The organism is Pseudomonas sp. L7 (assembly GCF_046605565.1).
Taxonomy (GTDB): Bacteria; Pseudomonadota; Gammaproteobacteria; order Pseudomonadales; family Pseudomonadaceae; genus Aquipseudomonas; species Aquipseudomonas wayambapalatensis.
Genome location: NZ_CP176784.1, coordinates 1978265 through 1989171, shown reverse-complemented (window position 1 = coordinate 1989171; position 10907 = coordinate 1978265). Strand labels below are relative to the sequence as shown.

The window sequence follows — 10907 nt, the reverse complement described above, 5'->3', positions numbered from 1 at the left end:
ACGCAAAGGCTCTGCGTCAGGCGATTGAGGTTAGGGGCGGCGCTGCATAAGATGAAGGCCCATTAGGCCTTCCCGGGTATGGACCACTATGGCCAGAGGCAAGCAAGCCATTGCCCTCGACCTCGCCCTGCCGTTCGAACTGTCTGCCGGCAGCGCCACCGGCAAGCACCGGCTGCTGCATGGCTTTCTCCAGGAACTGGTGGTCAGCGGCCATCTGCCACCCGGCACCCTGCTGCCCTCAACACGCACGTTGGCACAGCGCTGGGGCGTAGCGCGCGGCACGCTGGAGGCGGTGTTCGAGCAACTCAAGCTGGAAGGCTTCATCGAGCGTCGCCAGGGCGCGGGCTCGCAGGTCACCCTGCAACTGCCCGATGCCCTGATCGCATCCGGCAACCCGACCGGCCACGCGCCACCAGCGCGGCCGATGCCCGATCCACAGTTGTTGCAAGCGCAGGTCCAAGCGCGCGTCCCCTTCGTCGCGCGCCTGCCCGACCCGAACTTGCTGGAGCAGAATCTTTTCCCGGCACGCCTGGAGGCCCCCGGCCTGCTTGAACGCTTGCCTGCGCAAGGTGACCCACGCCTGCGCCAGGCCATTGCAGCCCATCTGAGACTCTATCGAGGTATCGACTGCGAGGCGGATGACATACTGGTCACCCACGGTATTCGCCACACCCTCGACCTGTTCAGCCGCGTGCTGCCCAGGCACCGGGCGCTCGCCCTCGAGGACCCAGGCTATGCCTGGGCCAGGCGGATTTTCGAACGCTCAGGGCACAGGCTGTTCAGCACGCCACTCGACGAACAGGGCCTGCGCGTCGATACCCTTGCCGACCATGAAACGCTCGGGGCGGTGCACGTGACGCCCGCCCATCAAGCGCCATTGGGCATCTGCATGAGCGTCGAACGCCGCCAGGCCTTGCTCGACTGGGCGCAGGCACAGGACGCGATAGTCATCGAGGACGATTACGACAGCGAGTACAACTATGCGAGTGCACCGCTGCCGGCGATCAAGGCGATCGACCACCATGACCGAGTGCTGTTCTGCGGCAGTTTCAACAAGACCTTGTTCAGCAACCTGCGCCTGGGCTTCGCCGTGGTGCCCCGCCGCCTGCACGCCGAAATGCTGGACACGCTGACGATCTCCGGGCAAGCGCCTGGCGCCCTCGGCCAGCGAGCCCTGGAGCAGATGCTCGGCAACGGCCAGTACGCGCGCCACCTGCGCATTGCCCGGCAGACCTACCAGCAACGCCGCGACCTGCTCATCGACAGGCTGCGCCGGCACACTGACGTGCGAATTGCCGGCGAGCAGTCAGGGCTGCATTTCATCCTCTGGTTGCCCGAAGGCTGCAACGAACAGCAATTCTGCCAACAGGCCCGCGAGCAGGGCCTGATGCTTCAGCCGCTCGGACTGTTCACCCGTGAACATGCCTGGCCTCCAGGCGTACTGGTGGGCTACGCCTCGTTGACCGAGGCGCAGATTGCGCTGGCGGGGGACTCGCTGGGGCGGCTGTACCGGGATGCGCTCACTGGGCGCCGTAGTGGATGCGATTGATGTACCAGGTCGCTTCGCCCGTGGGCGTATGCACCAGCACTTCGTCGCCCTCTTCTTTCTTCAGCAACGCGCGGGCCATGGGTGAGTCGATGGAGATGTAGTCGTTGCGACCGTAGATTTCGTCGTAACCGACGATGCGAAACGTCAGGGTTTCGCCGTCGTCGTTCTCGATCTCGACCCACGCACCGAAGAACACCTTGCCCTCCTGCTCCGGGGAATAGGCGACGACTTTCACATCCTCGAGGCGCTTGCGCAGGTAGCGGACCCGCCGATCGATCTCGCGCAGCAATTTCTTGTTGTACTGGTAATCGGCGTTCTCGCTGCGATCCCCCAGCGACGCGGCCCAGGTCACCTTCTGGGTGATCTCGGGGCGGTAGACGCGCCACAGGTGGTCCAGCTCCTTCTTGAGGGCGTCATGACCTTCGGTGGTGATGATGTTGGTACTCAAACCGCTTGCTCTCCTCGGCACAGCCACAGCAGGCGCCTTGGGCCTGCCGGGTTACCGAGCTTAACCAAAAACAGAAGCCGCCACACCCCGCTCAGCGACGGGTGATCAGGCCCTGGCGCGCGATGCGGGTCAACTGGCCGATGATCTCGCCGGCATCCTCGCCGATCGGGGCCTGGATTACGGCCAGGTCAAAGCGATCGTTGGCGTAATGGGCAAGGTTGCAAGCCGCTTCGGCGAACTGGATGAGGAAGGCGCGGGCCTGGCCCTTGCGGCGCGAGAAGCCGTCGAGGTTACGCAGGAGCGTGGGTTGATGCTGGCCACCGAGCAGGATGCGCGGAGTGCGGGAGGCCTGGTCAACAGGCAGTGGGGTCAGGCAGACACTGGTACGTGGGCAACTCATGGTGGTATCTCTTCGCCTCGCAAATCCCGCTGGGCAGCGGTGGGAGGCGTCACCGAACCAGCGCTTTAGCGGTATTTCGGATCGCCCGGGGGCCTCTCCTGCGCCCCGCAAGTAGCTGTTTAAATCGGCGCAAGCGGTATCGTAGAGCGTCGGACGGCAAGCTGCAAGAGGGCATTCACTTGCAGCTTGCCGCAGGGTGGTTGCAACGAGATGTCAGCGGGCGATCAGACGATCCAGAGACAGGCGCCCCGCCCCTTCGACCAGCACCGCCAGCGTGCCGCCCAACAGTGCCAGGGCGAACTCGTAGCCGTTGTTGGACATGAACAGACCATTGCCGATGTGCACCGAGAAGATCGCCACCACCAGCGTCACGCTCAGCGCCAGCGCCGCCGGGCGGGCCAGCAGGCCGAGCAGCAGTGCCAGGCCGCCGAAGAACTCCGCGCTGCCCGAGAGCAGGGCCATCAGATAGCCAGGGGCCAGGCCAATGCTTTCCATCCATTGACCGGTGCCTTCCAGGCCATGGCCACCGAACAGGCCGAACAGCTTCTGTGAGCCATGCGCCATGAAGATGATGCCGACCAGGATGCGGATGATGCTGAGGCCGAAACCGGCGCGGGTGACGAACAGGGCGTTGAGGGACGGATTCATCGGGTGAGCTTCCTTGAAATGTCAGGTTGGAATGGCCGCCATCTTAATCAAACCAACGAATAAGAAAACCGCAAAAAACCCAACAAACAAATCGAAAAAGTCGATTTATCAGCGTTTCGCAACCCGCTCCAAGGCGCTGCGCTCACGGTTGAATGCCAGGAAGTACTTGTTGACGCTGTTGACGAAGTTCACCGGCCCCATCCCCACCTGCTCCATGGCGATGCGCTCGGTCTGGAAAAACCACTGGTTGCCGTTGAGGCCGCGGCGACGGGCCTCGGCGCGCATGGCCTGGACACGCTCCGGACCGAGGTTGTAGGCGGCGAGAATGAAGGCCATGCGCTCACGCTCATTGAGCTGCGGGCTGGAAAAGAACTTGCGCCGGATCAACGCGAGGTAGCGCGCGCTGGCCTGAACATTGCCATCGACCGTGGCGGTATTGCTCACGCCCACCCGTTGCGCGGCGGCCGGGGTGATCTGCATCAGCCCATGGGCGCCCCCTGTGCCGCGAGCCTTGGGATCGAACGTCGACTCCTTGAACGCCAAGGCCGCCAGATTGAGCCAGTCGATCTGCTGGTCGGCGCCGTGCTTCTGCAACACCGCGCGCAGCGACTCCAGGCGCTGGCGGTCCTGGCGAGCCAACGGATTGTGCACGCGGTACTGGCGTCGATAGATGCGCTCGAAGGCTGCATCCTGGTTGTCCGGCGCACGGTAAACGGCGAGGAAGCGGTCCACGCTGGCCAGCAACTGCTCGGCATCCCTGCGCACATACCAGCGCATGGCCTGAGGCTGGCTCAGGCGCAACTGGGTGTCCAGGCGCAGCTTGGGCATCACCCGCGCCCAGCGTTGGGCGATGGGGCGCTCCACCACGGTCAGGTGATAGATGCCGGCCTGGACCATCTCCAGTACATCCTCGACGGCCAGGGTGGGGTCGACCCACTCGATCTTCACCAGCGGGCGCTTGCGCAGGGCCAGCTGCTGGTTGATCTGCTCGATCACCGCGCCGGCAGCGCTGGCGGTAGTCAGCGCGATGGTGCGCCCGGACAGTTGCTCGACCCGGCTGAAGGCCCGTTCGCCCTTGCGCCCGACCAGCAGCAACGGCACCTGGTCAAGCACCGGTGCACTGACACCGACACCCTGCACCAGCCCCGCATCAAGCAATTCGCCGGGCGCGGCAAGGTCGCCTTCACCGCGCTGCAGGGCACCTATCAGTTGTTCCTTGGCGCGCGGGATGATCTGCAGCGTGATTTCCTGACCATCCGCGACCCGCGCATTGAGAAAATGCTCCAGCGCGCGCAGGCGATAGTATTCGATACCTACCGGTTCGCCCTTGACCTCGCCTGAGCTGTTGCGACTCTGGTTGACCAGCACCCGCAACACCTTGCTCGCACGAATCTGCGCAAGGTCACGACTCTGGCTGGTCGGCACATGCTGCAATGGGCCGGCTTCGCGGGCGATGGCAGGCTCAGCGGCGATCAGCCCGAGCAACAGCAAGGTCGTCAGCAGGGTTCGCAGCATGAAAAGGGTCCAGGAGCGGTTGGCGGAAACCATGCGCCGAGCGCTGCGCATGACAAATGACGGCAAGAGACCATGGCAAACGTTTGAAGTTCTTGGATTTTTTGCGAACTTGCAGATTTTGCTATGCTGGCCGCCCCGCGGCACGAGGTAGCACCATGCAACTGATCGATATCGGCGTCAACCTGACCAACAGCAGCTTTCACGACCAGCAGGCGGCGATCGTCGAACGCGCCCTGGCCGCCGGCGTGGCGCAGATGGTGGTGACCGGCACCAGCCTAGCCGTCAGCGAAGAGGCCCTGGCGCTGTGCCAGCGCCTGGATGAGGCCGGCAAACACCTGTTCAGCACAGCCGGTGTCCACCCTCACGATGCCAGCCATTGGGAAAGTGCCAGCGAATGCACACTGCGCGATCTGCTGGCCCAGCCGCGGGTGCTCGCCGTAGGTGAATGCGGGCTGGACTTCAACCGAGACTTCTCCCCGCGCCCACAGCAGGAACAAGCCCTGGAGGCGCAACTGGCCCTGGCTGTCGAACTGCAGTTGCCGGTCTTCCTGCATGAGCGCGATGCCAGCGAGCGGCTATTGGCAATCCTCAAGCACTACCGCGACCAGTTGCCAGCGGCCGTGGTGCACTGCTTCACCGGCGAGCGCCAGGCGCTGTTCGCCTACCTCGACCTGGACCTGCACATCGGCATCACCGGCTGGATCTGCGACGAGCGACGTGGGACGCACCTGCATCCGCTGGTAGGCAATATTCCCGAAGGCCGGCTGATGCTCGAAAGCGATGCGCCCTACCTGCTGCCGCGCAGCCTGCGGCCAAAACCGAAGAGCGGACGCAACGAACCGGCGTTCCTGCCTGAAGTACTGCGTGAAGTCGCCTTGCATCGGGGCGAAAGCCTCGAACACTGTGCCCGGCACACCACGGCGACAGCCAAGGATTTCTTCAAGCTCCCTTGACGCATGTCATGAAGGCTTCGCGCGCGAGCGGACACAATGATGGCACCTTGCCAATAATGTTTCCGCTCAACTCAGAGAAGACCTACATGGGTGCCTGGCTTAGCAATATTTCCCTGAAGTACAAGTTCTGGGCCGTCAATGCAGTGGCCTTCGTAACCACCTTGCTGCTGGTGCTCTACGCGGTGTACCTGGAGCAGCAGGCTCGCGCCGAGTCGGCCCAGGCGCAAGCCGTCGCCCAGGCCGAACTGCTGGCCGCCTGGCCAGTTGCACAACCCCTTCCCCAACTGCCACAAATGATCCGTTGGCAGGATGGCCAGACCCCGAGCTTTGCCGGCGAGCCCCTCGAGGCCCTGCGTGACGGCCAAGGCTGGGTCGCGTTGCCCGCCGCGTGGCTGCTTGGCGACAATCCGTTGCGCGGTGCCCAGGTGCTGCGCCAGGGCAGTCAGCACATTGCCGTGCTGGCAGCATCGCCAAGCCTGCGTCAGGTATTCATCGACCGCTTCAGCAACTACGCGGTGTGCGTGCTGATTCTCATGCTGGCGATGCTTTGCGCTTCGCAGTTGCTGATCCGTTTCCTGCTCAGCCAGCTCAACACCCTCAAGGATGTGATGCTGCACGTGGAAAGAACCGGCGACCTGTCGGCTCGCGTGCCGCTGGCCTGCGGCGACGAAGTGGGCCAGATGGCCGGGGCCTTCAACGCCATGCAGACGACCTACCACCGCGTGGTCAGCACCGTGGCCGACACTGCTGCCCAACTGGACTCGGGCGCGGCGCGCCTGGCGGCGAGCATGGATGATGTGCGCCACGGCATGATCGGCCAGCAGAGCGAAACCGACCAGGCGGCGACGGCGATCAACGAAATGTCCGCCACCGTGCACCATATCGCCCAGCATGCCGGCGCTACCCGCGACCTGTCGCAAAGCGCCGACAGCCTCGCCGGCAGTGGCCAGGAGGTGGTCAGCCGGGTACAGGACTCGATCGCCGGGCTGTCCAGCGGCGTGCAGCAGACGGCCGAAATGATTCGCCAACTGGCGGACGACAGCCAGAAGATCAACAGCGTGGTCAGCGTGATCCACAGCATCGCCGAACAGACCAACCTGCTGGCCCTCAATGCCGCCATCGAGGCGGCACGCGCCGGCGACCTGGGCCGCGGCTTCGCGGTGGTGGCCGACGAAGTACGCAACCTGGCCAAGCGCGTGCAGAACTCCACCAACGAGATTACCACCATGGTGTCCGCACTTCAGGCAGGCACCCGTGATGCCGTGGAGTACATGCAGGAGAGCTCCTATAAAGCCGACGATTGCGTCAAACAGGCCCGCGAAGCCGGGGACGCACTGGCCGAGATCACCCGCGCGGTGGCGCAGATGCGCGAGAGCAATACACAGATCGCCGTGGCCGCCGAGCAGCAGAGCCAGGTCGCCGAGGAGATGAATCGGGCAGTGGTGAGCATCCGCGACGTTACCGAAGAAACCGTACAGCAGACCGTCGGATCGGCCACTACCAGCAACGCGCTGGCGACCCTCGCCGGCGAGCTGAACAAAGCCATTGGCCAGCTCAAGCTATAGTCCCGATAAACAGCCTCGATTGGCCCCCTGCGGGGGGCCGCACTAAGCTTTGGACATGACCAAGGGGAATCGTCCATGAGCAAACGTCTGCCGAATCTGCCCGCCTGGCAATGGCGCGGCTACCACCATAATCACCGGCACCCGACCAACCTGGTGCTGCACCTGATTGCCGTACCGCTGTTCATCCTTGGTGCCTTGCTGGTGCTTTCGGGCCTGTTCTCGCTTGACATCACCCAGCTTGCCGTAGGCGTGATCGCCCTGATCGCAGGGCTTGGCATGCAGCGCCAGGGCCATCGCCTGGAGGCCGAGCAACCCGAGCCGTTCAGCGATCGGCAGGACGCCTTGAAACGTCTGCTAACCGAACAGTTCATCACATTCCCACGTTTCGTCCTGAGCGGTGGCTGGTGGCGTGCCTGGCGCGAACGCCACAAGCATCGGCCCTGAACACGCGACAGGGCTCAGGCGAACACCGTCACCGTCTGCCGGCTCAAGGCCAACAAGCGGCCGTCCGCCGACCACAAGCGGGCTGCGGCATGCCCATATCCATCACGGGCGTGCTCGGTCTCTACACAGTACTGGTACCAGTCCTGTGTGGTCAGCTCAGGCAATGGCTGGACGAACTCGATGGTCCAGGTCAGGGTGCTGCCTGCGGCAGGCTGCTTTAGATAAGGCATCAGGCTCGGCGGCCAGGCATCGACCAGCGCCAGCAGGTGCGACACTTCGAGCGGCGCCTTCGGCAGGTCGCGCAGGCGCACCCAGCCACCCATCTGGCGCGATGCGTTGCCGGAGAACGGTAGCCCCCCGATCGCCCAGCGCAGTGCTACCTTGCGCATGAACTCAGGCATGACGCCCTTGATGTAGGGCAGCTCCGGCGCCGAGTCCTCCAGAGCCTTGAACGGTGGCGCTGGCTCAGCCGGCACCTCTACCACCGACGAGCGCCCAGCACCGAAGTTGCCCTGCACCAGCGTCACCACCTGCCCATCCTGAATCGCGCGCCCCAGCAGCGTGCTCACTGCCTTGCCCTCACGCAGCACCTCGGCTTCGAAACGAATCGGCACGTCCGGTGCCGCCGGGCCGACGAAACTGATGGCCAACGAACGCACCGGACGTCCGTCGCTGATCTTCTGGCACATCGCCTCATAGACCAGCGCCGCCATCAACCCGCCAAACGAAGCGCGGCCCTGGGCCCAGTCTGCAGGGATACTGACCGCCGCAGGATTGCGGCGCACAGCCTTTAGCAGTTCATCGAAATTCATGGAAGTCCTTGGCCTCTATCGACAACGGGGGTCAAGGCGCATGGTAACCAGCGGGCTGGCGCAGGGCAGCCCGCATATCGGTCATTTACTGGGGTTATCGACGCGACAGAGCCTTGCGCAACGACTCCAAGGTGGCATCGCAGGTGCGCTCGACCTCCTGCAACTCAGTTTCCCAGGCCGCCTTGCACGGCGCCAGGTCGGGATGCTCGCGCAACTGCAGCAACCATTGAACACGATCATGCCAATCGCCCAGGTCCCCTTGCGCCTGCTTGAGCAGCTTCTGAAGCTTCTTCGCCGCGTGGCGCAACTGCGGGTAGGCTTCATCGCCGTAGCGCACCCGCTTGATCAACAGACGCAAGCGATGCCGGTCGTGGGCCGGATCGTCGATGGCCGCTTCCAGCTTGCGCCATTGCTTGCGCAGGCGTTTGTCGATGCGCGTGCCCAAGTCATTCGCAAGGCCTTCGCGTTGCGAAGCACGCAGGAACAGCGGGAACGAATCCAGTATCGCCAGCAGCCGGGTCAACTGCGGGCTGGCAGCCACACTGGCGAACGTCGCCGCCCTGCCCTGCAGGCGCCGCTGCCCGGCCTGCGCATACCCCGCAGAGATCAACTGCGCGGCCAGCACCTCGCGGTCGCGCAAGGGCGTGGTGAGCGTGCCCAGCGATTTCGCGGCATCCTCCAACTGCTCGACACCCGGCAGCTCGCGCAAGGGTCGCAGCAGGCTGCGCAGGCGCCTGACGCTAGTGCGCAGGTCGTGCAAGGCTTCGCTGTCGGTATCGGCGGCCAGGCGTTCCCGGCAGGCCAACAGACGCACCTGCAGGGCCAGGATCTGAACGACTACATGGTCGAGCATGGCGGGCATGTCAGCCTCCTCCGTCAACGGCCTGCACGGGACTCACGGATATAGAACCGCGCTCGCTCGGCTTTGCTGCTGCACCCCTCGAACGCCTCGAACTGCTGCTGGGTCTTGGCGCCGGTCAGCAGCGACAACGCCTTGGAGTAGCTCACGGTACCCGCAAACCCTTCGGCCTTGGCGAGGTCGAGCTCCTTCCAGGCGGCATCCAACTGGGTCGCGCAACTGTCGCGATAGGCCGTCTTGCCCGCACAGCCAGCAAGGGCCAGGGCAATCAGGGGAAGGCAGATCCAGGCTTTCATCAAGTATTACCTCAGGAAGGACAAAACAGTCGCTGTTCGACGGCCGGCAACGTGAAAAGTGCCATGCTCAGCGTAGCCCAGCGCGCAACGACATTGAAGCACGGGCAGCAATGGGTGCATTGTGGGAACACGCGCGAAATGCCTTGGGGGAAAAAGTATGAGCAAGCGTGTCGCACTGGTGCTCGGTTCGGGCGGTGCCCGGGGATATGCGCACATCGGCGTGATCGAGGAGATCGAGCGTCGCGGCTACGAAATCGCCTGCATCGCTGGCTGCTCGATGGGTGCTGTGATTGGTGGCATCTATGCCGCCGGCAAGCTCGACGAGTATCGCCGCTGGATCGAAAGCCTGGATTATCTCGACGTGCTGCGCCTGGTGGATGTGAGCTTTCGCCTGGGCGCCATCCGCGGCGACAAGGTATTTGGGCAAATTCGCAAGATCGTCGGCGAGATCAACATCGAACAATTGCGAATCCCCTATACCGCCGTTGCCACCGACCTGACCAACCAGCAGGAGATCTGGTTCCAGGAAGGCTGCCTGCACCAGGCCATGCGCGCCTCGGCGGCGATCCCCAGCCTGTTCACGCCCGTCATGCAGGGCAACCGCATGCTGGTCGATGGCGGCATTCTCAATCCACTGCCGATCGTCCCAGTGGTGTCCAGCCACTGCGACCTGATCATCGCGGTCAACCTCAACGCCACCAATCAGAAACAGTACCAGTTGCCGGTGATCGAACGCCCGGCGGCGTTCAGGATGCGTTTCGAATCGGTGATCAGTTCGCTGGGGGCACGCATGCCGTTTCGCCGCAAGCCGGCCGAGCAACTGATGCGTATCGAACAGGAAATCGTCGCCGAACGCATGAGCCAGACAAACCCGTGGCTGAGTGAATCCGCCGACCCGGAAAGCCAGCAACCGGCAGCGGCACCGGAGCGCGAAGGCGCCCCGAAGTCGGCGACCGGTTCGTTCATCATCGATAACGTCGGGCCTGCCTCGCTACTCGACCTGATCAACCAAAGCTTCGAGGTGATGCAGACTTCGCTGGCACAGTACAAGATCGCAGGGTATCCACCGGATGTACTGATCAATGTACCGAAACGGGTGTGCCGGTTCTTCGAGTTCTACAAGGCGCCGGAGCTGATTGCCCTGGGACGGGAGATTGCCCGGGATACGCTGGACAGTCATGAGGGGGAGCGGCGATAGCGCTCCTGTAGGCGGTAATCTTTTCGCGGGCAAGTCGGGGCGCCGAACTGCCGCTGCGACTTGCCCGCGAAAAAGACACCGCGCTGCCTGGCACGGGCTACGCCCGTGTTCGCGGGCAAGCCCGCTCCCACAGGGGGTGGGCTGGCCTCTAGATTTTGAACAAGACAGTTGCTCCTGCAGAGTAGATGCCGAAAACGAAACAGGCCGCATAAGCGGCCTG

12 protein-coding genes are annotated in these 10907 nt (G+C 63.8%); 5 read left to right on the top strand and 7 right to left on the bottom strand.

Annotated elements, in window-relative coordinates; all coding sequences use genetic code 11:
* The first annotated feature begins 88 nt into the window (after positions 1-88).
* Positions 89-1549, top strand: a complete 1461-nt coding sequence (locus ACK3BK_RS09290; RefSeq protein ID WP_411384155.1) for a PLP-dependent aminotransferase family protein — start codon at positions 89-91, stop codon at positions 1547-1549.
* On the opposite strand, the gene greB is transcribed toward ACK3BK_RS09290, so the two are convergent.
* From greB to ACK3BK_RS09270, 4 genes are all read right to left on the bottom strand, one after another.
* Positions 1521-1997, bottom strand: coding sequence for a transcription elongation factor GreB (gene greB, locus ACK3BK_RS09285; RefSeq protein ID WP_186669574.1), 477 nt, complete (start codon positions 1995-1997; stop codon positions 1521-1523). The two genes, ACK3BK_RS09290 and greB, sit on opposite strands and share 29 nt — an antisense overlap.
* A gap of 91 nt (positions 1998-2088) precedes the next feature.
* Positions 2089-2397 carry a hypothetical protein gene (locus ACK3BK_RS09280; protein WP_186669575.1) on the bottom strand — a complete coding sequence of 103 codons (309 nt, stop codon included), beginning with the start codon at positions 2395-2397 and terminating at the stop codon, positions 2089-2091.
* Between the two features lie 213 nt (positions 2398-2610).
* Complete coding sequence (locus ACK3BK_RS09275) at positions 2611-3045, bottom strand: DoxX family protein (protein WP_186669576.1); 435 nt, start codon at positions 3043-3045, stop codon at positions 2611-2613.
* 108 nt (positions 3046-3153) lie between these two features.
* The gene (locus ACK3BK_RS09270) at positions 3154-4560 is read right to left on the bottom strand and encodes a transglycosylase SLT domain-containing protein (protein ID WP_186669577.1); all 1407 of its coding nucleotides are present in this window, start codon (positions 4558-4560) and stop codon (positions 3154-3156) included.
* Between the two features lie 155 nt (positions 4561-4715).
* On the opposite strand from ACK3BK_RS09270, the gene ACK3BK_RS09265 reads away from it, so the two are divergent.
* The 3 genes from ACK3BK_RS09265 to ACK3BK_RS09255 all read left to right on the top strand — a co-directional run bounded on the left by ACK3BK_RS09265 (position 4716) and on the right by ACK3BK_RS09255 (position 7522).
* A complete protein-coding gene (locus ACK3BK_RS09265; RefSeq protein ID WP_411384154.1) occupies positions 4716-5513 on the top strand; it encodes a TatD family hydrolase in 798 nt (265 codons plus the stop codon).
* Between the two features lie 86 nt (positions 5514-5599).
* Positions 5600-7078: a methyl-accepting chemotaxis protein gene (locus ACK3BK_RS09260; RefSeq protein ID WP_186711406.1), complete on the top strand. Its 1479-nt coding sequence runs from the start codon at positions 5600-5602 to the stop codon at positions 7076-7078.
* Positions 7079-7153: 75 nt separating this feature from the next.
* Positions 7154-7522: an Mpo1-like protein gene (locus ACK3BK_RS09255; protein ID WP_186669581.1), complete on the top strand. Its 369-nt coding sequence runs from the start codon at positions 7154-7156 to the stop codon at positions 7520-7522.
* 14 nt (positions 7523-7536) lie between these two features.
* Here ACK3BK_RS09255 and ACK3BK_RS09250 read toward each other — a convergent pair whose 3' ends face one another.
* The 3 genes from ACK3BK_RS09250 to ACK3BK_RS09240 form a co-directional block, all read right to left on the bottom strand.
* Positions 7537-8334 carry an acyl-CoA thioesterase gene (locus tag ACK3BK_RS09250; protein ID WP_411384153.1) on the bottom strand — a complete coding sequence of 266 codons (798 nt, stop codon included), beginning with the start codon at positions 8332-8334 and terminating at the stop codon, positions 7537-7539.
* Positions 8335-8428: 94 nt separating this feature from the next.
* Positions 8429-9196: a CHAD domain-containing protein gene (locus ACK3BK_RS09245; RefSeq protein ID WP_411384152.1), complete on the bottom strand. Its 768-nt coding sequence runs from the start codon at positions 9194-9196 to the stop codon at positions 8429-8431.
* 14 nt (positions 9197-9210) lie between these two features.
* On the bottom strand, positions 9211-9489 hold the full coding sequence (locus tag ACK3BK_RS09240; protein WP_054892384.1) for a hypothetical protein: 279 nt from the start codon (positions 9487-9489) through the stop codon (positions 9211-9213).
* A gap of 157 nt (positions 9490-9646) precedes the next feature.
* Here ACK3BK_RS09240 and ACK3BK_RS09235 point away from each other — a divergent pair, with 157 nt between their 5' ends.
* Entirely contained in the window at positions 9647-10687 is a 1041-nt protein-coding gene (locus ACK3BK_RS09235) for a patatin-like phospholipase family protein (protein WP_411384151.1), read from the top strand.
* The last annotated feature ends 220 nt before the right edge of the window (positions 10688-10907 follow it).

What these genes read in the sequence shown, in the direction of transcription:
- ACK3BK_RS09290 (WP_411384155.1), top strand. Translation starts at nt 89, where the DNA reads ATGGCCAGAGGCAAGCAAGCCATTGCCCTCGACCTCGCCCTGCCGTTC.
- ACK3BK_RS09280 (WP_186669575.1), bottom strand. Translation starts at nt 2,397, where the DNA reads ATGAGTTGCCCACGTACCAGTGTCTGCCTGACCCCACTGCCTGTTGAC.
- ACK3BK_RS09275 (WP_186669576.1), bottom strand. Translation starts at nt 3,045, where the DNA reads ATGAATCCGTCCCTCAACGCCCTGTTCGTCACCCGCGCCGGTTTCGGC.
- ACK3BK_RS09270 (WP_186669577.1), bottom strand. Translation starts at nt 4,560, where the DNA reads ATGCTGCGAACCCTGCTGACGACCTTGCTGTTGCTCGGGCTGATCGCC.
- ACK3BK_RS09265 (WP_411384154.1), top strand. Translation starts at nt 4,716, where the DNA reads ATGCAACTGATCGATATCGGCGTCAACCTGACCAACAGCAGCTTTCAC.
- ACK3BK_RS09260 (WP_186711406.1), top strand. Translation starts at nt 5,600, where the DNA reads ATGGGTGCCTGGCTTAGCAATATTTCCCTGAAGTACAAGTTCTGGGCC.
- ACK3BK_RS09255 (WP_186669581.1), top strand. Translation starts at nt 7,154, where the DNA reads ATGAGCAAACGTCTGCCGAATCTGCCCGCCTGGCAATGGCGCGGCTAC.
- ACK3BK_RS09250 (WP_411384153.1), bottom strand. Translation starts at nt 8,334, where the DNA reads ATGAATTTCGATGAACTGCTAAAGGCTGTGCGCCGCAATCCTGCGGCG.
- ACK3BK_RS09245 (WP_411384152.1), bottom strand. Translation starts at nt 9,196, where the DNA reads ATGCCCGCCATGCTCGACCATGTAGTCGTTCAGATCCTGGCCCTGCAG.
- ACK3BK_RS09240 (WP_054892384.1), bottom strand. Translation starts at nt 9,489, where the DNA reads ATGAAAGCCTGGATCTGCCTTCCCCTGATTGCCCTGGCCCTTGCTGGC.
- ACK3BK_RS09235 (WP_411384151.1), top strand. Translation starts at nt 9,647, where the DNA reads ATGAGCAAGCGTGTCGCACTGGTGCTCGGTTCGGGCGGTGCCCGGGGA.